Source organism: Pseudomonas putida, assembly GCF_050989985.1.
Taxonomy (GTDB): Bacteria; Pseudomonadota; Gammaproteobacteria; order Pseudomonadales; family Pseudomonadaceae; genus Aquipseudomonas; species Aquipseudomonas putida_AI.
Window position 1 is genome coordinate 6,676,555 of the sequence record NZ_CP158815.1, and the last position, 21,965, is coordinate 6,698,519.

Sequence of the window (21,965 nt, forward strand, 5' to 3'; positions counted from 1 at the left end):
AACCTTCAGTCACGCCGGGACTTTTCGTTCGCGGGTGCTGCTTTTCGAATTCGTGAGCCGCAAATGAAAACGCCCGGCCAAAGGGCCGGGCGCGTCCAGGGGCAACCTTACTTATCGTCAGCTTTGCCCGGAACATTAGCGGTATCGCCGCTTGTTCCTTCAACTTCTTCTTTCATGCGCTTGAGGCCCAGGTGACGTACGTCAGTGCCGCGCACCAGGTAAATCACCAGTTCGGAGATGTTGCGCGCGTGGTCACCGATACGCTCCAGCGAACGCAGCACCCAGATGATGCTCAAGACCCGCGAGATAGAGCGTGGGTCTTCCATCATGTAGGTCGCCAGCTCACGCAGGGCGGTCTTGTATTCGCGGTCGATGATCTTGTCGTACTGCGCGACCGACAACGCCAGGTCGGCGTCGAAACGGGCGAAAGCGTCCAGGGCATCGCGCACCATGTTACGCACCTGGTCGCCGATGTGACGAACCTCGACGTAACCGCGCGGCGCTTCACCTTCTTCGCACAACTGGATGGCGCGACGAGCGATCTTGGTCGCTTCGTCACCGATGCGCTCCAGGTCGATCACCGATTTGGAGATGCTGATGATCAGGCGCAAGTCCGACGCCGCCGGCTGGCGACGGGCCAGAATGCGCAGGCATTCTTCGTCGATGTTGCGTTCCATCTGGTTGATCTGGTCGTCGATCTCACGCACCTGCTGCGCCAGACCGGAGTCGGCTTCGATCAGCGCGGTGACCGCGTCGTTGACCTGCTTCTCGACCAGCCCGCCCATGGCCAGCAGGTGGCTACGCACCTCCTCGAGCTCGGCGTTGAACTGCTGGGAGATGTGGTGTGTAAGGCCTTCCTTAGAAATCATGTTGTCTGCTCCGCAAAAGCTGTGAGCTGCAAGCTACAAGCTGCAAGCTGATGTGTGTCGAACCCGAACCGCCTTTACTTGCCGCTTGAAGCGTGCGGCTTGTAGCTGCTGCTAGCCGTAACGACCGGTGATGTAGTCTTCGGTCTGCTTCTTGGCCGGGTTGGTGAACAGGGTGTCGGTATCGCCGAACTCAACCAGTTTGCCCATGTACATGAACGCCGTGTAGTCGGAAACCCGCGCGGCCTGCTGCATGTTGTGGGTCACGATAACGATGGTGAACTTGGATTTCAGTTCGTAGATCAGCTCTTCGACTTTCAGCGTGGAGATCGGGTCGAGTGCCGAGCACGGTTCGTCGAGCAGCAGTACTTCCGGCTCAACGGCGATGGTGCGAGCAATCACCAGACGCTGCTGCTGACCACCGGACAGGCCCAGTGCCGAGTCGTGCAGACGATCCTTGACCTCATCCCACAACGCCGCGCCTTTCAACGCCCACTCAACGGCTTCGTCGAGCACGCGCTTTTTGTTGATGCCCTGGATGCGCAGGCCGTAGACCACGTTCTCGTAGATGGTTTTCGGGAACGGGTTCGGCTTCTGGAACACCATGCCGACGCGACGACGCAGCTCGGCCACGTCTTCGCCCTTGCGGTAGATGTTGTTGCCGTACAGGTTGATCTCGCCTTCAACGCGGCAGCCATCGACCAGGTCGTTCATGCGGTTGAAGGTACGCAGCAGGGTCGACTTGCCGCAGCCGGACGGACCGATGAAGGCGGTCACGCGCTGTTTCGGAATGTTCATGCTGACGTCGTACAGCGCTTGTTTCTCGCCGTAGAACAGGCTCAGGCCCGGCACTTCGATGGCTACGGTTTCCTGCTCGAGGCTCAGGCTCTGTTTGTCGCGACCCAGGGCCGACATGTTGATGCCGTGGGTATGTGCTTCGTGCTGCATGGGAGGCTCCCTGTGCTAACAAATTCGGTTCAGTTTTTGTGGTAGCAACCTGCTCGCGAAGGGGCCTTACCGGCGCCAAAAGCTTCGCGAGCAGGCTCGCTCCCACATAGAAATCGGTGCAGCGTCAATCAGCTATCCAGCGCCTTGTACTTCTCGCGCAGGTGGTTTCGGATATAAACGGCCGACAGGTTCAAGGTCGCGATCACCAGCACCAGCAGCAGCGCCGTGGCGTACACCAGCGGCCGCGCGGCCTCGACGTTCGGGCTCTGGAAGCCGACGTCATAAATGTGGAAGCCCAGGTGCATGATCTTCTGGTCCAGGTGCAGGTACGGGTAGTTGCCATCCACCGGCAGCGACGGCGCCAGCTTGACCACACCCACCAGCATCAGCGGTGCCACTTCGCCCGCGGCACGGGCCACGGCGAGGATCATGCCGGTCATCATTGCCGGGCTGGCCATCGGCAGCACGATCTTCCACAAGGTTTCCGCCTTGGTGGCGCCCAGGGCCAACGAACCTTCACGCACGGTGCGAGGAATTCGCGCCAGGCCTTCTTCGGTGGCCACGATCACCACCGGCACCGCCAGCAGCGCCAGGGTCAACGAAGCCCACAGCAGACCCGGCGTACCGAAGGTCGGTGCCGGCAAGGCTTCGGGGAAGAACAGACGGTCGAGCGAGCCGCCCAGCACATAGACGAAGAAGCCCAGGCCGAACACGCCGTAAACGATGGCCGGAACACCCGCCAGGTTGTTCACCGCAATGCGGATCACCCGGGTCAGTGCATTCTGCTTGGCGTATTCACGCAGGTACACCGCCGCCAGCACGCCGAACGGGGTCACGATCATCGCCATGATCAGGGTCATCATCACGGTGCCGAAGATCGCAGGGAAAATACCGCCTTCGGTGTTCGCTTCACGCGGGTCGTCGCTCAGGAACTCCCAGACCTTGCTGAAGTAGAAACCGACTTTGGTGAAGGTGCCCATGGCGTTCGGCTGATAGGCGTGAACCACCTTGCCCAGGCCGATTTCGACTTCCTTGCCGTTGGCATCACGGGCGGTCAGGCTGTCGCGGTTGAACTGCGCATGCAGGTCGCTCAGGCGCGCCTCGACGTCCTGATAACGCGCATTGAGCTCGGCGCGCTCGGACTCCATGTCCGCTTGTGCGGCCGGGTCGAGCTTGCCTTCCAGTTCCAGTTTGCGGCCGTGCAGACGGATGCGCTCGAGACCGGCGTTGATCGCACCGATGTCGACTTTTTCCAGAGTCTTGAGTTGCGCGGCGAGCTGATTCACGCGATTGATCCGCGCTTGCAGTTCCGGCCATGCGGCCTCGCCTTCAGCGATGACTTTGCCATCCTGTTTGACGTTGACCAGGTAGCCGTAGAAGTTGCCCCACTCGCGACGCTCGATGGCCATCAGCTCCACCGGAGTCTTCTGGTTGGTCAGCCACTCGCCCACGATCCAGGTGAAGTCGTTGCCGTTCAGGTCACGGTTGCCGACCTTGATCAGCTCGCGGGTCATGAATTCCGGACCTTCGTCCGGAACCGGCAAGCCAGCACTCTTCAGGCGAGCGCGCGGCACTTCTTCCTTCTGCACCACTTCACCGATGACCAGGTGATTGGCCTGGCCCGGCACGTCGTAGCTGGCGTGCACCAGGTCCGCCGGCCAGAAGTGACCCAGACCGCGCACGGCGATCACCGCCAGCAGGCCAATGGTCATGATGACCGCGATGGACACCGCGCCACCGCTGATCCAGACGCCAGGGGCGCCGCTCTTGAACCATCCTTTCAGGGAGTTCTGTTTCACAGACTTCTACCTTTCTTAAAGCGACGAGTATTTCTTGCGCAGACGCTGACGAATCAGTTCCGCGAGGGTGTTCATGATGAAGGTGAACAGCAGCAGCACCAGCGCCGAGAGGAACAGCACGCGGTAGTGGCTGCCGCCGACTTCCGACTCCGGCATTTCCACCGCGACGTTGGCGGCCAGGGTGCGCAGGCCTTCGAACAGGTTCATTTCCATGACCGGGGTGTTGCCGGTGGCCATCAGCACGATCATGGTTTCACCGACCGCGCGGCCCATGCCGATCATCAGCGCCGAGAAAATGCCCGGGCTGGCGGTGAGGATCACCACGCGAGTCATGGTCTGCCACGGCGTGGCGCCGAGGGCCAGGGAACCGAGGGTCAGGCCACGAGGCACGCTGAACACGGCGTCTTCGGCAATGGAGTAGATGTTCGGGATCACCGCAAAACCCATGGCCAGGCCGACCACCAGTGCGTTGCGCTGGTCGTAGGTGATGCCCAGGTCGTGGGAAATCCACAGGCGCATGTCGCCGCCGAAGAACCAGTTCTCCAGGTACGGGCTCATGTACAACGAGAGCCAGCCCACGAACAGGATCACCGGAATCAGCAGGGCACTTTCCCAGCCATCAGGGACTTTCAGGCGAACCGACTCAGGCAGGCGGCTGAAGGTGAAACCGGCGACCAGGATCCCGATCGGCAACAACATCAACAGACTGAAGATGCCCGGCAGATGCCCTTCCACATAAGGCGCAAGGAACAGGCCGGCGAAGAACCCGAGGATCACCGTCGGCATCGCTTCCATCAGCTCGATCACCGGCTTGACCTTGCGGCGCATGCCCGGAGCCATGAAGTACGCGGTGTAGATCGCAGCAGCAACGGCCAGAGGCGCGGCCAGCAGCATCGCGTAGAACGCGGCCTTCAGGGTACCGAAGGTCAGCGGCGACAGGCTCAGCTTGGGTTCGAAGTCGGTGTTGGCGGCGGTCGACTGCCAGACGTATTTAGGTTCGTCGTAGTTCTCGTACCAGACCTTGCTCCACAGCGCGCTCCAGGAAACTTCCGGGTGCGGGTTGTCCAGCAGCAACGGTTGGATCTTGCCGCCGGCTTCCACGATCACGCGGTTGGCCCGTGGCGACAGACCGAACAGGCCCTGGCCTTCGACCACCTGATCCACCAGCAGGGTGCGATGCGCGGTGCTGTGGAACACACCGAGCTTGCCCGATGCGTCGAGGGCAACGAAGCCTTTGCGGCGCTCTTCGGCGGTGATTTCCACGATCGGCGTGGTGCCCATCTGGAAGGTGCGAATCTGCTTCAGGCGCTGCTCGCCATCGTGATCGCGAGCCATGAACCACTGGGCCAGGCCACCCTTGGAGTCGCCGATGATCAGGGAAATGCCGCCAACCAGCTGAGTGCTGGCGGTGACTTGAGCGTCACCGTCTTCCAGCAGTTTGTAGCGGCCATTGAGGCTCTTGTCGCGCAGGCTGAACACGTCGGCCTGAGCACGACCGTTGACCACGTACAGCCACTGCTGGCGCGGGTCGACGAAGATGTTCTTCACCGCTTCGGTCATTTGCGGCAGGTCGATGCGCTTCTGCTCGTTGGTGACTTCGCCGGTCATCATGTTTTCTTCGCTGGTCAGCGACAAAACATTGAGTTGCGAACCGGTGGCACCGACCAGCAACAAGGTCGAATCGGTGGCGTTGAGGCTGACATGCTCCAGCGCACCACCGGCTTCGTTCAGCGCGATGGGTGCTTCGCCATACGGATATTCGATGGCCGGCGTGATGGTTTTCTTGCCGTCCGGATAGCTGACTTTATAGGTGTGACGGAACACCAGCGCCTGGCCGTTGGACAAGCCCACCGCTACCAGCGGGTGACCTGGCTGGTCTTCGCCGATGGAGGTTACGGTGACCCCGGCCGGAACCGGCAGATCGACGCGCTTGAGTTCAGCGCCACTGTCGATGTCGAAAAACAGTGCCTGGCCCTTGTCGGAAACCCGCATGGCCACCTGGTTCTGTTCTTCCAGGGAGATCATCAACGGCTTGCCGGCGTCTTGCATCCAGGCAGGCGTGATGGCGTCCTTGGACGTCAGGCTGGCACCCTGGAACAGAGGCGCAACGACGTAGGCAAGGAAGAAGAAAATCAGGGTAATCGCACCCAGCACGGCAAGGCCGCCCACAAGGACGTACCAGCGGGTCAGGCGATCTTTGAGCGCGCGAATGCGGCGCTTGCGTTGCAGCTCAGGCGTATTGAAATCAATTCGCTTGGGGGGATTAGTAGTCATGTTGGAATTGGCCAGATCATTCATTCGCACACCCTAGCGATCCTGTATGACAGAAAGATGACAGTGCAGTGACGCAACAAATCCTCCGCTGGGGTTGCCAGCAGTGGATAGAGAATTAGAAGTGAATGGGGGCGGCTCCTGCCGCCCCCACTGTGAGTCCGATGGGATTACACCGGACTCAATTTGTTACTTTTTTGCGACTTCAGCGCCGCCTTCCTGCAGACCCAGGTCAGCCAGTGCTTTTGCAGCAACCTTGGCTGGCAGTGGGATGTAACCGTCTTTGACTACAACTTCCTGACCCTGCTTGGACAGAACCAGTTTCACGAACTCGGCTTCCAGCGGGGCCAGAGGCTTGTTCGGGGCTTTGTTGACGTATACGTACAGGAAACGGGACAGCGGGTACTTGCCGTTCAGGGCGTTTTCTTCGGTGTCTTCGATGAAGTCAGTGCTGCCTTTCTTGGCCAGGGCGACAGTCTTCACGCTAGCGGTCTTGTAACCGATACCCGAGTAACCGATGCCGTTCAGCGAGGAGCTGATCGACTGCACGACCGAAGCCGAACCTGGTTGCTCGTTCACGTTAGCCTTGTAGTCGCCTTTGCACAGGGCTTCTTCCTTGAAGTAGCCGTAGGTGCCGGATACCGAGTTACGACCGAACAGTTGAACCGGCTTGTTCGCCAGGTCGCCGGTCACGCCCAGGTCACCCCAGGTTTTCACGTCGGTTTTAGCGCCGCACAGACGAGTGGACGAGAAGATCGCGTCGACTTGTTCCATGGTCAGGTGCTGGATCGGGTTGTCCTTGTGCACGAATACAGCCAGGGCGTCCACGGCAACCGGGATAGCGGTTGGCTTGTAGCCGTACTTCTGCTCGAAGGCAGCCAGTTCGGTGTCCTTCATCTTGCGGCTCATCGGGCCCAGGTTGGAGGTGCCTTCAGTCAGCGCAGGTGGCGCGGTGGCGGAGCCAGCGGCCTGAATCTGGATATTTACGTTCGGGTATTCTTTTTTGTAGTTCTCAGCCCAGAGGGTCATGAGGTTAGCCAGAGTGTCGGAACCAACGCTGGACAGGTTGCCCGACACACCAGTGGTCTTGGTGTAGCTCGGGATAGCAGGGTCAACAGCGGCAACCGCGTTGGCAGTCGCAACGCCAGCAGCGACAAAAGTCATTGCCGCCATCAAACGCTTCAGTTTCATGCCTTACTCCTAGCAGATAGGGTGTGTTAATTCGGGGCCAAGTATCAGCAGGCCGTGTGAACACTCTATGGCTGAAATATGACAATTGGATGAAAGGCCAGTATTCGGCTTCTACAAGATGTTTCTAAACACCCAATAGCAAACAGGCTCGCCCCCATCACGGATCTGCGTAAAACACAGAACCATGTGGGAGCGAGCCTGCTCGCGATGACGCCAGTAAAGTCGATGAAGAAGTTCGGCCTAGCGCCCCTTCTTCCAGAGATACGCCCCCACCAGAATCCCCACCCCACACAGCACTGCCACGTAATACGCAGGCCCCATCGCGCTTTCCTTGAGCAACAGGCTGACGACCATCGGCGTCAGGCCGCCGAAAATCGCGTAGGCAACGTTGTAGGAAAATGACAGGCCGCTGAAACGCACCACCGGCGGGAACGCCTTGACCATCACATACGGTACGGCACCGATGGTGCCGACCAGCAGGCCGGTCAGGGCGTACATCGGGAACAGCCAGTCGGGATGGTCCGCCAGGTTGTGATAGAAGGTCCAGGAACTGGCCAGCAACGCGGCACAGCCGAACACGAAGACTTTGCCAGCACCAAATCGATCCGCCAGGGCACCGGAAATCACACAACCAAAGCTCAGCAACACAATGGCCACGCTGTTGGACTGCAAAGAGGTCGTTGGCGAGAAGTGGTAGACCGTCTGCAGCACAGTCGGAGTCATCAGGATCAGCACCACGATCGCGGCCGACAGCAGCCAGGTCAGCAACATCGAAATGGCGATGGCGCCACGATGATCACGCAGCACCGCACGCAACGGCACTTCTTCGGCCAGGGCCTTGCGCTGTTGCAGTTCGGCGAACACCGGGGTTTCGTGCAGCCAGCGACGCAGGTACACCGAGAACAGGCCGAACACACCGCCCAGCAGGAACGGGATCCGCCAGGCGTAATCGGAAACTTCCACCGGGGTGTAAATGCTGTTGATCGCCGTGGCGACCAGGGAGCCGAGCAGAATGCCCGCCGTCAGGCCGCTGGTCAGGGTCCCGCAGGCATAGCCGATATGGCGTTGCGGCACGTGTTCGGAAACGAAGACCCAGGCGCCCGGCACCTCACCGCCAATCGCCGCGCCCTGGATCACCCGCATCAGCAGCAACAGGATCGGCGCCCACATGCCGATCTGCGCATAGGTCGGCAGCAGGCCCATGATCAGGGTCGGCACCGCCATCATGAAGATGCTCAGGGTGAACATCTTCTTGCGGCCCAACAGGTCGCCAAAGTGCGCCATCACGATGCCGCCCAGCGGTCGCGCCAGGTAACCGGCGGCGAAGATGCCGAAGGTCTGCATCAGGCGCAGCCATTCGGGCATGTCTGCCGGGAAGAACAGCTTGCCCACCACCGTGGCGAAGAACACAAAGATGATGAAGTCGTAGAACTCCAGCGCACCGCCCAGGGCGGACAGCGAGAGTGTCTTGTAGTCACTGCGGGTCAGCGGACGTGCGGATGGGGTTGGCTGCGCGATACTCGAGGGCGCTGGGGTCATGGCAAAGGCTTCTCTTATAGTCAGGTCTACCGCCCCGACAACGCAGGCAAGGGCTCGGGCAGGTCCGGCACGATAGCAAATTGTTCGAAAAAGCACATAGAGGCGCGTATTTGACAGTCAAAATGAGAACCGGACGGTCGTATCGGAGTCTATCGACCGATATACTCGCAAGTGTGTAATAGCTTGTAAGGGTTGCTGTGCGAAAACGCCTGTCAGGTTCATAGGCGATTTCGCAGAGTTTCCCTTTAGGCGCCTTTATGGAAAACGTGACGAACGTAGTATGTTCGGTGCTGAATCGTTTTTCCGAAGACGGCTATTCACTGAAAGACCAACGAAGAGTCACGGGTCAGAGGCACCCCCGGCATGATAGAGCTCGAACAAGAAGATCCGATCCCGCAAGGCGACCTGGCCCTGCAAATCACCGCGCTTCCCCGCGAAACCAACGGCTTTGGCGATATTTTCGGCGGCTGGCTGGTGGCGCAGATGGATCTGGCCGGCACCGCGATGGCCAGCAAGGTTGCCGGAGGCCGCGTAGCCACGGTTGCAATCGATCGCATGGCGTTTCTGGTTCCGGTAGCGGTGGGCGCCCAGCTCTCCTTCTATACCCAGGCGCTGGAAATCGGCCGCAGCTCGATCAAGATGATGGTCGAGGTCTGGAGCGACGACCCGCTATCGAGCGAATGGCGCAAGGTGACCGAAGCGGTCTTCGTGTTTGTTGCCATCGATGGCAGCGGTCGCACTCGCTCGGTTCCGCCCAGAGCTCGTTAAAAAGCCTCGCTAAACCCGACGACCGTTTTGCGGTCCATTGCAGTCCTGTTACTGATCGAGAGCTGTCCCATGAGCACGCCCAACGTTGAAGCCGTAAAACTGGATGAACTGAACTGCTGGCGCATTCGCCACGGTCAGGCCGAATTACTGGTGGCCCAGCAAGGTGCGCACATCCTCAGTTATCAGGTAGCCGGCCAGCCGCCGCTGATCTGGCTCAACGATGAGGCCGTGTTCAAGACCGGCAAAAGTATCCGCGCCGGCGTGCCGGTGTGCTGGCCGTGGTTCGGCAACTTCGAGCGCAATCCGCAGAGCGTGAAAGCGATGCGCATCAGCCAGGAGCCGGCACCGGCCCATGGTTTGGTGCGAGCAATGGACTGGGAACTGGGTGGCATTGAAACCGAGGGCGAAAGCCTGAAAGTCGAATTCCTCCTGCCCTACCCCGAAGGCGGCCTGCCGGGCTGGCCACACCAGGTGGATTTGAAGCTGAGCATCCGTCTGGATGAGCAACTGCATATCAGCCTGACCAGCCACAACCAGGGCGCCGAAACGGTGACCATCAGCCAGGCGCTGCACAGCTATTTCGCCGTCAGCGATGTGCGCAACGTGCACGTCGAAGGCGTGAATGGCCTGAGCTACATCGAGACGCTGGAAGACTGGAAAACCAAATCGCAAACCGGCGACCTGCATTTCACCGGCGAAACCGACCGCATCTACCTCAATGCCCCGGCGAAGCTGAGCATCGTCGACCCGGCCTGGGAACGACGCATCGAGCTGACCAGCAGCGGTTCACGTACGGCGGTCATCTGGAACCCATGGATCGACCGCGCCGCGGCATTCAGCGACATGGCCGACGATGGCTGGCAGCGCATGCTGTGCATCGAAACGGCGAATGTGATGGACGATGTGGTGGCGCTGGCGCCGGGTGCCAGCCATACCCTGGGTGTGAGCGTCGGTAGCGCCCCGCTCTAAGCAACACCAAAAACCAATGTGGGAGCGAGCCTGCTCGCGATAAGGCCATCTCATTCAACATCTCCGTTGACTGATAGGCCGCTATCGCGAGCAGGCTCGCTCCCACAGATTTTGGGGTCAAGCCAACCGGCGCGTTACAAATCCGACTCCTTTACCACCCGCACCTTCGCCGCATCCAGCGCATACGCCGCATCCGCCAGATCATTGCTGACCTTCTCGATCTTCAGCGTGCCGGTAACCCACAGCGGCGTGTAGATATCATTGAGTTTCAGGCCCTTGGGGTAGCGCACCAGCACCAATTGGTTGGGCGGCGGTGGCGGCACATGGATGCAGGCGCCCGGATACGGCACGAGGAAGAACAACGTGCTGTGGCCCTTGGCGTCGGCTTCCAGAGGAACGGGATAACCACCCAGGCGGATGTTCTTGTCGTTCATCGACGCCACGGTCTTGGTCGAATACATCACCGCCGGCAGGCCTTTGCTCTGCCTCATGCCACCCTTTTCGGTAAAGGTGCCAGTGGCTTCGGGGGAGTTGTGATCGATCTCGGGCATGGCCTCGAGCGCTTTCTGGTCCGATTTGGGCATCAATTCGAGCCAGTCGGTTTCCGGCAGTTCGCCGGCGTGGGCCAAACCCGTGCCCACCAAGAGAAGAGTCAACAAAAGACGGCGCATGAAGGTGCTCGGTAAAGGAAAGGACGTTAAACGCCGAGCATTCTAGTCCTCTCGGCCTGCGCAGCCGAGAGGACTTTGTCGCTTGAGTCAGTTCTTTTTGATCAGGCCGTAGATCACCAGCAACACAACGGCGCCTACCAGCGCACCGATGAAGCCGGCACCCTGGCCCGCCTGGTAAATGCCCAGGGCCTGGCCGCCGTAAGTGGCCGCCAGCGAACCGCCGATACCGAGCAGGATGGTCATGATCCAGCCCATGCTGTCATCGCCCGGTTTCAGGAACCGCGCCAGCAGGCCGACGATCAAGCCGATAAAGATGGTTCCGATAATTCCCATGGCATTTCCCTCTGAATAAATTGGCTATGTCAAAGCCTAGTCATACTTTGACATCCTGCCATGAGAGAACGGCGGTCCCGCAATGGTTCCGCCGCTGCCACATGAAACCAGATTTACCTGGTGATGCTACTCAGCGATGAGCGCTTCGACCTTGAGGATCTGCGCGGCCAGCGTCTCGCGGTCTGCACAACGCAGGTTGGCGTGACCGACCTTGCGGCCTGCCTTGAACGCCTTGCCGTAGTGATGCAGATGACAATCGGCGATGGCCAGGACTTTCTCGGCCTCAGGCACTTTGCCGATGAAGTTGAGCATTGCGCTTTCGCCGACCTTGGCGGTCGAACCCAGCGGCAGGCCGGCCACCGCCCGCAGGTGGTTTTCGAACTGGCTGCACTCGGCGCCTTCGGTGGTCCAGTGCCCGGAGTTGTGCACGCGCGGGGCGATTTCGTTGGCCTTGAGGCCACCGTCGACTTCGAAGAACTCGAACGCCATCACGCCAACGTAGTCCAGCTGCTTGAGCACGCGGCTGGAGTAGTCTTCAGCCAGGGCTTGCAGCGGGTGATCGGTGCTGGCCACGGACAGCTTGAGAATGCCGCTGTCGTGGGTGTTGTGGACCAGTGGATAGAACTTCGTTTCACCATCGCGAGCGCGCACGGCGATCAGCGAGACTTCACCGGTGAACGGCACGAAGCCTTCCAGCAGGCACGCCACGCTGCCCAGTTCGGCGAAGGTGCCGACCACATCTTCAGGGGTGCGCAGCACTTTCTGGCCCTTGCCGTCGTAACCCAGGGTGCGGGTTTTCAGCACGGCCGGCAGACCGATCGAAGCCACGGCGGCGTCCAGGTCAGCCTGGGATTGAATGTCGGCGAACGCCGGGGTCGGAATCCCCAGGTCCTTGAACATGCTCTTTTCGAACCAGCGATCGCGGGCGATACGCAGGGCTTCTGCGCTCGGGTAGACCGGCACGAATTGCGACAGGAACGCCACGGTTTCCGCCGGAACGCTTTCGAATTCGAAGGTCACCAGATCGACTTGATCGGCCAGCTGACGCAGATGGTCCTGATCACCGTAATCGGCGCGCAGGTGTTCGCCCAATGCAGCAGCACAGGCGTCCGGCGCCGGGTCCAGGAAAGCGAAGTTCATGCCCAGCGGAGTGCCCGCCAGCGCCAACATGCGACCCAACTGGCCGCCACCGATTACACCGATCTTCATCGTCAACAACCTCAGGCGATGCGTGGGTCTGGATTATCCAGGACGCTGTCTGTCTGCTCAGTACGGAAGGTTTTCAGCACTTCGTGGAACTGCGGGTGCTTGGCGCCCAGGATACTCGCCGACAACAGCGCGGCGTTGATCGCCCCCGCCTTGCCGATGGCCAGGGTGGCAACCGGGATGCCGGCCGGCATCTGCACGATGGAGAGCAGCGAATCGACGCCTGAAAGCATCGACGACTGCACCGGCACGCCCAGCACCGGCAGGTGGGTCTTGGCCGCACACATGCCAGGCAAGTGGGCCGCGCCACCGGCACCGGCGATGATCACCTCGATGCCACGCGCTTCGGCTTCTTCAGCGTACTGGAACAGCAGGTCCGGGGTTCGGTGGGCAGAGACCACTTTCACCTCGTAGGGGATGCCGAGCTTTTCCAGCATATCGGCGGTGTGGCTAAGGGTGGACCAATCGGACTTGGAGCCCATGATCACGCCAACCAGTGCACTCATCGTCGTGCCTCTTCTCTCTGGGCGCCCGCAGGCGCGTCATAAAACAACAAGCCACGCAATTATGCGTGGCTTGATTGTACGAAAAATAGCCGGTTAAACCGGCCGAAGGCCGCGCAGTATACCGCAATACGGCAGATAAACAGCCCCTGTTTCGACCATCTGTCATACGGCGCAAAGTCCCGGTTTTATTGACCTGAAGGTCAGCCAGCGAACCCTGTAGGAGCGAGCAGGCTCGCGATGGTCGTTAACGATAACGCTGGAAGCCTGACACCCCGAGTTGCTCTCAGGTTCATCGCGAGCAGGCTCGCTCCTACAGGGGTTTCATTGTGCTCAGGAACCGGTCGTGCCCTGGGCCGCCCCACCCTCAAGCTTGCGCCACAACAACCGCACGTTGGCCTTGCGCACCAGCGCGCAACGGTACAAGCGAATCTCCAGCGGCACATGCCACTGCGGCCCGCCGCACACCACCAACTCACCCCGGGCCAATTCGGCACGCACGCTCAGCTGCGGCACCCAGGCGATACCGAGGCCTTCCAGGGCCATGCTCTTGAGGCTGTCGGCCATGGCGGTTTCGTAGACGGTTGTGAAGCGCAACGCCCGCTGGCGCAGCAACACGTTCACCGAACGACCGAGAAACGCACCTGCACTGTAGGCCAGCAGCGGCACACTGCCCTCGCCCTCCAGATCGAACAACGGCTTACCATCGGCATCCGCCGCGCACACCGGGAGCATTTCGGTGTGCCCCAGGTGCATTGACGGGAAGATTTCCGGATCCATCTGCATTGCCGCATCCGGGTCGTAGAACGCCAGCATCAGGTCGCAGCCCCCTTCACGCAGGGCATGCACCGCGTCGCCGACGTTGGTCGCAACCAGTCGCGTGGCGATGTTCAGGCCTTCGTTGCGCAGTTGCGCGATCCAGCGTGGAAAGAACCCCAGCGCCAGCGAGTGCGCGGCAGCGACCTGCATCACTTCGCCCTGCCCGCCTTCCAGGTGATGAAGATGACGCAGCACTTCGCCGAGCTGTTCGACCACGGTGCGCGCGGTGACCAGGAACAACTGCCCGGCCGCCGTCAGCTCGATCGGCGTACGCGAACGGTTGACCAGGGTCAGCCCGAGCGCGGCTTCCAGGCTGCGGATCCGCCGGCTGAAGGCCGGCTGGGTCACGAAGCGTCGTTCCGCCGCCTGGGAGAAGCTGCGGGTGGCGGCCAGGGCACTGAAATCCTCCAGCCATTTACTTTCGAGATTCATCACGTCCTCCCGGACACGCACCAAATTAGGTCACACGCTTGCCGTGAACACGGCGTCACACGGGCATTATGCCGAATATGCATAGGGCAGTGTTTAACAGCATTGGCTCTAAATTCTCCACAAGCCTAGCATTTGCAGTGTTCCGGCACAGACCGGGTCCATATCGAGATGATTTCTATCATGTCCTCCGCTGCATCCTTCCGCACAGAAAAAGACCTGCTTGGCAAACTCGAAGTACCGGCTCAAGCGTATTACGGCATTCAGACCCTGCGAGCGGTGAATAACTTCCGTCTCTCCGGCGTGCCAATCTCGCATTACCCGAAGCTGGTTGTCGGCCTGGCCATGGTCAAACAAGCCGCCGCTGACGCCAACCGCGAGCTGGGTCACCTGAGCGAAGCCAAGCACGCAGCCATCAGCGAGGCCTGCGCCCGTCTGATCCGCGGCGATTTCCACGAAGAGTTCGTGGTGGACATGATTCAAGGCGGCGCTGGCACTTCGACCAACATGAATGCCAACGAAGTGATCGCCAACATCGCACTGGAGGCCATGGGTCACCAGAAAGGCGAATACCAGTACCTGCACCCGAACAACGACGTGAACATGGCGCAGTCGACCAACGACGCCTACCCGACGGCGATCCGCCTGGGTCTGCTGCTGGGTCACGACGCACTGCTGGCCAGCCTCGACAGCCTGATCCAGTCGTTCGCGGCCAAAGGCGAAGAGTTCGCACACGTCCTTAAGATGGGCCGTACCCAACTGCAAGACGCCGTGCCGATGACCCTCGGCCAGGAATTCCGCGCCTTCGCCACCACCCTGGGCGAAGACCTGGCACGCCTGAAAACACTGGCACCGGAACTGCTGACCGAAGTGAACCTGGGCGGCACCGCGATCGGTACCGGCATCAACGCCGACCCGCGCTACCAGCACCTGGCCGTTCAGCGCCTGGCCACCATCAGCGGTCATCCGTTGGTACCGGCGGCCGACCTGATCGAAGCCACGTCCGACATGGGCGCCTTCGTCCTGTTCTCCGGCATGCTCAAGCGCACCGCGGTCAAGCTGTCGAAGATCTGCAACGACCTGCGCCTGCTGTCCAGCGGTCCGCGTACCGGCATCAACGAGATCAACCTGCCAGCGCGTCAGCCGGGCAGCTCGATCATGCCAGGCAAGGTCAACCCGGTAATCCCGGAAGCCGTGAACCAGGTAGCGTTCCAGGTCATCGGTAACGACCTGGCCCTGACCATGGCGGCCGAAGGCGGCCAACTGCAACTGAACGTGATGGAGCCGCTGATCGCCTTCAAGATCCTCGACTCGATCCGCCTGCTGCAGCGCGCCATGGACATGCTGCGCGAGCACTGCATCACCGGTATCACCGCCAACGAAGAACGTTGCCGCGAACTGGTCGAGCACTCGATCGGCCTGGTGACCGCGCTGAACCCGTACATCGGCTATGAAAACGCCACCCGCATCGCCCGTATCGCCCTCGAAAGCGGCCGCGGCGTGCTGGAACTGGTGCGCGAAGAAGGTCTGCTCGACGACGCCATGCTCGCCGACATCCTGCGCCCGGAAAACATGATTGCTCCGCGTCTGGTGCCTCTGAAGGCCTGATCCGACGCGAAATTTGTAGCACTGCTCACCAGGTCGAGGGACTAGACACCTCTCACCTTTTGAGGGCTTGGAGATCACTCTCCAGGCCCTTTTTTTTATTCCACGCAAAAGCAAACCTGTGGGAGCGAGCCTGCTCGCGATAGCATTAGGTCAGACACTTGTATGTTGATTGCCAGTCCGCCTTCGCGAGCAGGCTCGCTCCCACAGGCCATCTCTTGCGGAGACCTCCAAATGAATTCCAGCAACTACCCTGCCGCCCAACAAGTCATGGTGCTCTACACCGGCGGCACCATCGGCATGCAGGCCAGCGCCAATGGCCTGGCCCCGGCGTCCGGTTTCGAAGCGCGAATGCGCGACTACCTGCACAGCCAGCCTGAACTGGTGGTGCCGCAATGGCGCTTTCGCGAGATGTCGCCGCTGATCGACAGCGCCAACATGACCCCGGCCTACTGGCAGCAACTGCGCGAAGCGGTGGTTGATGCTGTCGATGTGCAAGGCTGCGACAGCGTATTGATCCTGCACGGCACCGACACCCTGGCCTACAGCGCCGCGGCCATGAGCTTCCAACTGCTCGGCCTGCACGCTCGCGTGTGCTTCACCGGCTCGATGCTGCCGGCTGGCGTCACCGACAGCGATGCCTGGGAGAATCTCGGCGGTGCGCTGGTTGCCCTGGGCCAAGGCCTGGCACCGGGCGTGCACCTGTACTTCCACGGCGAACTGCTGGACCCGACCCGTTGCGCGAAGGTACGCAGTTTCGGCCGGCATCCATTCAAGCGCCTGGCGCGTCAGGGTGGCGGCGTGAAGGCTCCTTCGCTGCCGACGGCGTTGAGCTACAACCAGAACAAACAATTGTCGAACGTCGCGGTGCTGCCGCTGTTCCCCGGCATCCGCGCCGAGATTCTGGATGGCCTGCTCAATAGCGGCATTCAAGGCCTGGTGCTGGAGTGCTACGGCAGCGGTACGGGCCCCAGCGACAACCCCGAGTTTCTCGCCAGCCTGGAGCGAGCGCGGGACAAGGGTGTAGTCGTGGTTGCCGTTACGCAGTGCCATGAAGGCGGTGTGGAACTGGATGTCTATGAGGCTGGTAGCCGGTTGCGTGGCGCCGGAGTGCTTTCGGGCGGCGGCATGACCCGAGAGGCGGCGTTTGGCAAGCTGCATGCGCTGACAGGTGCCGGCCTGGATACCGCCGAAGTTCGCCGCCTGGTCGAACTGGATTTGTGTGGCGAATTGAGCTGAATCCTTCAAGCGTGGGGGGGTAATTAGCTACCCCCTTACTGGCTGATGGCTCCCTAGCATGGACCCCCCTGAGGCTTCTCCTCAGGCAACTTCCATGACTTTGAATCGCAGGGATGCACTATGAGCCCATCAGCCTCAACGACCAAGGCGCCAACTCCCTCCCACCAGAACGTCATCGACGCACTGATCACTCAACTCAGCATCGGCCCCGACTTGACTGAAGTTGCAGCGATGGTGCTGCGCCAGTCTTTGCAAAAACTGTATCCGATGCTGGATCTCGACCCGAATACAACCATGGTCGGGACACCCACATGGGAGATCTTCGACGATGAAATCGTGGCCGGCCCCACCCACTACCGCGCGCTGACTGAAATCCTTGCCGATCTTACGGTGTATGCGGTACCGGCCCTGTACATCGAGGGCGAGCATTTCCTGACCCAACAGCCGATTGCCGAACCGGCGAATCATCTGCCGGTGCGAATCGACGAAATCGCCAAAATGGTCAATCTGCTCACGCCTGTGATGCTAAAGGCGTTTCAGGAACACCAGATTGAATTCTGGAACAAGGCCGAAGGCACCTCCGGCCCCCGCTGGCACGAACTCTCGAACACATTGCGCAATGTGTGGAATGTCGATCAGGTCAACGGGTGGAGCAACGATGACTGCAACATGGCACGCACCTTGTTCCGTACACCGGACCTGACGACAAGTGGCATGACCGATCCGTATCAATGCAAGGTCTACCTGGTTGCTATCGACCTGACAGCCGGACAGGGAACGATCCATTGGAACGAGGCGTCGATCGTGGTCCTGGTCGGCAAACAGCGGGATAAAACCGTCATCCTCACTCATTCACTGCTCAAGGGTTTCGAAAAATTCGACTCCCTGGAAAAGCTCGGCGCAACGCTGCCCGACCACTTGAGATTTATTCCTCATCAGAAAATTCAGTGGCGGCTAGTGGAGCCCGGCAGCAACGTATTCGACTACCAGGCTTGCGCACTGATTTCGATCCAGATCGATGTCATTGGCGCTCTTGATTTCTCCGACCTGAGGCACACCCGACCGAACAAACCGCTTCTCGCCCCTGAAGTAGCGGCTGGCAACACACCTGCCGGCCCCGGACTGGAGTGGTTTAAAGACGCATTGCCTGACTGGCTCGACTCGGCTTCCGTTCCGGACCTGAACAACTATGCCCGACACTTGAAGGACCTGGCGGTGCTGCACAGCCAGAACGCTGGAAAGACTTATCTGGAAGGCATCCCGCCTATCGAGCGTTTCGCCCTCGATGCCATGAAAGCCGAAATGGATAAAGATCATCCAGGTGTCGCAAAACCGGATCTGGCCACCGTGGAAATCCGCGTCCGCAGCCTTGTCGTTTGGGGAACATTTGTCGTTCCGGGCAAGTTCGACATTTCTGCCTTCAGCGCAGCCGCTCTCGCCTTGCAGAACCTCATTGCCCTCCCGTCCGGTGACAAGACCATCCACTCCACCGCCGGTAAGCCACTACCTGCGTGGATGACCGCAGAGTACGTAGAAGGACTCGTCAGCAAAGCGGATGTCGGCAACACCTACCCGGCATTGATCAAGAGCAAGCTGCTTGATGACCCGAAAGAATCGATGCGTCGACAAGCCTTGTATGCCCAGCATTTGCGCATCCAGTTACCGCTGCTGGCCTTGCAATGCAAGATCCGCGAGCAGGCCGGGATCGATGCTCGCGGGTACCGTTATGTCGCCGCCGTGATGGAGCCCGTGGTCGCTGATCGGGTAGTCGAAGGACAGCCCATCGTTATTCGTCCACTGGCCTTCGTTGCGAAACGCCGACAGGACGGCTCCCAGGATGTGGTGGCCAACATGTTTGTGATCGGCCCACAGGACCCGAATGCCGGCCCATGCCTGTTGTATAGGCCCATGCTCGACCAGCCATTGACCCAGTACCCGTCCCCCTCCAACTTGTTGTATGCCATACAGCAGTCCACCACCCTGCGGGAGTCTGTATTGGCGTGGTTACCGGACGACGTGCGTAGCGACTACGCCGCTTACGTGTTCCCGGGTTCCCTGCCATCGCCGTGGGCGGCCATCAAGTTTCTGGTGGATAGCACAGCGCTCACGACGATGACCGGACCAATCACCCTGGGACAAAAAGCCCTGGAGGGTGATCTGTTGGCAGCCCTGTTCAAGGCCAACACGGAAGCATTGGTTGAACTCGCCAATCGCCAATCGGTATCGAACGCCGAAAGCCGTTGGGCCATTTTCAAACGAGCCGGCTGGATGGTGTTCAACGCTGTCCTGCCTTTTTTGGGACGCACCGTGGGCATCGGCGCCTGGATCTGGCAAGTGTTGGACCAGTTGCAAGAGTTGCATGACGCACACGAGCGAGACGACAAACAGGCGCAATGGGCAGCCTTCGCCGACGTATTGCTCAACCTCGGTATGGCGATCACGCTGCATATCTCGACCCAGGGACCATCAGGCAAACGCCTGGCGAACGATGAGCCTGTAACTGAACCGCCCATCCACAAGGTGCCCACGACGGTGAAGGTCAGTGTCAAACAACTGGCCAGCACCACCACCCATGAGGCATCCAGCTTCCAGCGCACCCTCAATATCAGCGGCGCGGTGAACCTAACGCCCGGCAGCCTCGGAACGGTACTGGACCGCTTCAAAATTACCCGGCCCGAGGGGCTTGGCAGCGCCCGTACCGAAGCAGGAATCCATAGACATCTCTACGGACTCAACCAGAAATGGTATGCGCCCGTTGGACAGCGTTGGTTCGAGGTCTCGGTGGATGACAGCGGCAACGTCACAATCGTCGATTCCAGCCAGCCCATGCGACTGGGTCCGGCCCTGATCAACAACGCGAGGGGTGAATGGCTTGTCGATACACGCCTGCGCTTGCGCGGTGGCGGATGGCCAAGTTTGTCCAGGTTGGCCCAGGCTCAGGCAACCGTCAGAGCCAACGAATTGCGTACAAAGCTGACTGCATTCGAGAACCGAAAAGCGGCCATGCAGACGGAGTTGCAACAGGTCCACCAGGCGATGACCGACGCCACTACCGCGACGGCTCAAGCCAAGCGCCAACTGTACCTGCACAAGCTGGAGTCCCAGCGAGCCGAATACGCCGCAGCCCTCAGTGATCTCAAATCACTGCATATCTTCTCGCCAACGGCGGACTATCAGCAGAAGTCGCTTGGCTACCTGAATGCTCAACTGGAACTCATCCATGCCGGTATCCGGGAGGCCCTCATCACCTTCACCCCCCAAATACGAACTGTTTTGAATCAAATCGAGCGTCAGGCTGATGTCCCCCAGGATCGTAACTTCGACGATGCACGGCAAATGCACGAAATGAGTGAGGACATGATCACTCGCCTGAGGAACATCGAGTCTCGGGTCATGGAACTCAAAGGCTTTGAAAAAGAAGGAATGCGCTTGATCCAGCAGACTCGACAACGTCTACCCGCGTATACCATCGATGATCTCAAGTCACTCCAGATAACAATCGCGCGCAATCTGTGCCTGCCCGAACATACCGTCGCTACGATGGCAGACGCGTGGACCAGCCTGGACAAGATCGTCGATAGCGCCGACATGGCTGTTCAAGTCTTGCGAAACACATTGGACGAACGCAGCATCAATCGCCTCGACGAACGAATCGACACCCTCAACAGCCTGATCGAACAATTCAACGTCATCGACGAATGCTTGACGGATTTCAGCAGTGTGCATTCCGGGGTTGTCCTTGAAGCACCGGCCACGCGCCTGCGAAAACAGCTCAATGGATTCAAAAGCCGCGCCGCGCGCAACCTGATTGCGGTGCTCGAAGAAAGAGATGCGATACGCGCTCGCCCCTCCCTGTCTGTGCAACCGCCAAGGCCAAAAAACAAATTCATCCGGACACGTTACAACGGGGTGCTCATCGGGCAGCCGCGCCTTACCCCGCTAGGGTTGGAAACTGATCTGGTCGACATCACCTCGCCGCTCACTGAAAAGGTCATTGCAACCTTCCACCGCAAAGACTCGGGTATCTGGGTTAAACACGTAGACGTCGCCTCGACCGTAAAAACTGCTCCGGATCTGGAGGCCAGCGTCGGCCAAGGCCAGAGGTTGCTCGATGAATTGCCTGCATTCACAGCGCGCATGGTCGAACAAACGAAACAACCAGGACGCTCACCTTTCGGTATCGAATACCTGTTTCACCAGCAAGCCATGAAGCTGGAACAGGCCAGCAGCATAATCGAGCAGGCGTTGACCGACGAAAATGCCACCGAGAGCAACTCAATCTCGGCCGCCAGAGTAAACAAAGCGCTCCAGGTCGCCGCACAGAATATCTACCAGCAAGCCACCAGCAACATGCTGACGCTGATCAAGGAGCAACCGCCCACCCTTTCGGGCATTGAGTGGCTAAAGAACAGGCAAGAGATAAAGATTGCGAAAACCATTAATCGGCGTCGCCTGAAAGGGGGCAGGACTCGTTATCTGGATGAGTACACAATCCGTGATCAAAAAAGTGGCAAAGATCTCTGGTACGCACACTTCCTGTATTCCACTGATTGGGTGCCAGCCAAGGCCTTTCTCTACGGACGCTTGAAAACCCCGAAAGAGCAAAGCCTGGGACTTGGCGCCGACAGCCCCAATGGACTGAATACTGCACAACAGCTTGCCTACTACCGCAGCATGATTGGCCTGGAACAGGCCCAGACGTTTTTTTTCACTGCGGGCTAAAAAAACAGACGATGTGAATATCCGGCAACATTCAACGCCCTTGTCACCGCAAGGGCGCTGTATCACGGCACGCTACTTGCTCGGTCC

16 protein-coding genes are annotated in these 21,965 nt (G+C 59.9%); 5 read left to right on the forward strand and 11 right to left on the reverse strand.

From position 1 onward, the window contains the following. Positions 1–107 precede the first annotated feature (107 nt). The 6 genes from phoU to ABTV29_RS30510 form a co-directional block, all read right to left on the reverse strand. Positions 108–869: a phosphate signaling complex protein PhoU gene (gene phoU / locus ABTV29_RS30485; protein WP_433768187.1), complete on the reverse strand. Its 762-nt coding sequence runs from the start codon at positions 867–869 to the stop codon at positions 108–110. A gap of 111 nt (positions 870–980) precedes the next feature. Then, positions 981–1,814 carry a phosphate ABC transporter ATP-binding protein PstB gene (gene pstB / locus ABTV29_RS30490; protein WP_110965709.1) on the reverse strand — a complete coding sequence of 278 codons (834 nt, stop codon included), beginning with the start codon at positions 1,812–1,814 and terminating at the stop codon, positions 981–983. A 128-nt stretch (positions 1,815–1,942) separates the two neighbouring features. Then, complete coding sequence (gene pstA / locus ABTV29_RS30495) at positions 1,943–3,613, reverse strand: phosphate ABC transporter permease PstA (RefSeq protein ID WP_433768188.1); 1,671 nt, start codon at positions 3,611–3,613, stop codon at positions 1,943–1,945. Between the two features lie 15 nt (positions 3,614–3,628). Next, positions 3,629–5,662: an ABC transporter permease subunit gene (locus tag ABTV29_RS30500; RefSeq protein WP_433772081.1), complete on the reverse strand. Its 2,034-nt coding sequence runs from the start codon at positions 5,660–5,662 to the stop codon at positions 3,629–3,631. Positions 5,663–6,073: 411 nt separating this feature from the next. Further along, entirely contained in the window at positions 6,074–7,075 is a 1,002-nt protein-coding gene (locus ABTV29_RS30505) for a phosphate ABC transporter substrate-binding protein PstS family protein (RefSeq protein ID WP_175375585.1), read from the reverse strand. Positions 7,076–7,315: 240 nt separating this feature from the next. Beyond that, the gene (locus tag ABTV29_RS30510) at positions 7,316–8,614 is read right to left on the reverse strand and encodes an MFS transporter (RefSeq protein ID WP_433768189.1); all 1,299 of its coding nucleotides are present in this window, start codon (positions 8,612–8,614) and stop codon (positions 7,316–7,318) included. Between the two features lie 363 nt (positions 8,615–8,977). Here ABTV29_RS30510 and ABTV29_RS30515 point away from each other — a divergent pair, with 363 nt between their 5' ends. Both ABTV29_RS30515 and ABTV29_RS30520 read left to right on the forward strand, forming a co-directional pair. Next, positions 8,978–9,382 (forward strand): acyl-CoA thioesterase, encoded by a 405-nt coding sequence (locus ABTV29_RS30515; RefSeq protein ID WP_007942704.1) that lies wholly within the window; start codon positions 8,978–8,980, stop codon positions 9,380–9,382. Between the two features lie 69 nt (positions 9,383–9,451). Further along, positions 9,452–10,351, forward strand: coding sequence for a D-hexose-6-phosphate mutarotase (locus ABTV29_RS30520; RefSeq protein WP_433768190.1), 900 nt, complete (start codon positions 9,452–9,454; stop codon positions 10,349–10,351). Positions 10,352–10,485: 134 nt separating this feature from the next. Here the strand turns inward: ABTV29_RS30520 and ABTV29_RS30525 are convergent, their stop codons facing one another. The 5 genes from ABTV29_RS30525 to ABTV29_RS30545 all read right to left on the reverse strand — a co-directional run bounded on the left by ABTV29_RS30525 (position 10,486) and on the right by ABTV29_RS30545 (position 14,315). Further along, positions 10,486–11,022: a DUF3299 domain-containing protein gene (locus tag ABTV29_RS30525; protein ID WP_433768191.1), complete on the reverse strand. Its 537-nt coding sequence runs from the start codon at positions 11,020–11,022 to the stop codon at positions 10,486–10,488. Between the two features lie 87 nt (positions 11,023–11,109). Then, the gene (locus tag ABTV29_RS30530) at positions 11,110–11,355 is read right to left on the reverse strand and encodes a GlsB/YeaQ/YmgE family stress response membrane protein (RefSeq protein WP_008030708.1); all 246 of its coding nucleotides are present in this window, start codon (positions 11,353–11,355) and stop codon (positions 11,110–11,112) included. Between the two features lie 126 nt (positions 11,356–11,481). Next, positions 11,482–12,564 carry a 5-(carboxyamino)imidazole ribonucleotide synthase gene (locus ABTV29_RS30535; protein WP_433768192.1) on the reverse strand — a complete coding sequence of 361 codons (1,083 nt, stop codon included), beginning with the start codon at positions 12,562–12,564 and terminating at the stop codon, positions 11,482–11,484. An 11-nt stretch (positions 12,565–12,575) separates the two neighbouring features. Continuing rightward, positions 12,576–13,067, reverse strand: coding sequence for a 5-(carboxyamino)imidazole ribonucleotide mutase (gene purE, locus ABTV29_RS30540; protein ID WP_433768193.1), 492 nt, complete (start codon positions 13,065–13,067; stop codon positions 12,576–12,578). Between the two features lie 330 nt (positions 13,068–13,397). Further along, positions 13,398–14,315, reverse strand: a complete 918-nt coding sequence (locus ABTV29_RS30545; protein ID WP_433768194.1) for a LysR substrate-binding domain-containing protein — start codon at positions 14,313–14,315, stop codon at positions 13,398–13,400. A 180-nt stretch (positions 14,316–14,495) separates the two neighbouring features. On the opposite strand from ABTV29_RS30545, the gene aspA reads away from it, so the two are divergent. The 3 genes from aspA to ABTV29_RS30560 all read left to right on the forward strand — a co-directional run bounded on the left by aspA (position 14,496) and on the right by ABTV29_RS30560 (position 21,878). Beyond that, positions 14,496–15,920 carry an aspartate ammonia-lyase gene (gene aspA, locus ABTV29_RS30550; protein ID WP_175375593.1) on the forward strand — a complete coding sequence of 475 codons (1,425 nt, stop codon included), beginning with the start codon at positions 14,496–14,498 and terminating at the stop codon, positions 15,918–15,920. A gap of 231 nt (positions 15,921–16,151) precedes the next feature. Beyond that, positions 16,152–17,156 (forward strand): asparaginase, encoded by a 1,005-nt coding sequence (locus tag ABTV29_RS30555; RefSeq protein ID WP_433768195.1) that lies wholly within the window; start codon positions 16,152–16,154, stop codon positions 17,154–17,156. A gap of 120 nt (positions 17,157–17,276) precedes the next feature. Next, positions 17,277–21,878 carry a dermonecrotic toxin domain-containing protein gene (locus ABTV29_RS30560; protein WP_433768196.1) on the forward strand — a complete coding sequence of 1,534 codons (4,602 nt, stop codon included), beginning with the start codon at positions 17,277–17,279 and terminating at the stop codon, positions 21,876–21,878. The last annotated feature ends 87 nt before the right edge of the window (positions 21,879–21,965 follow it).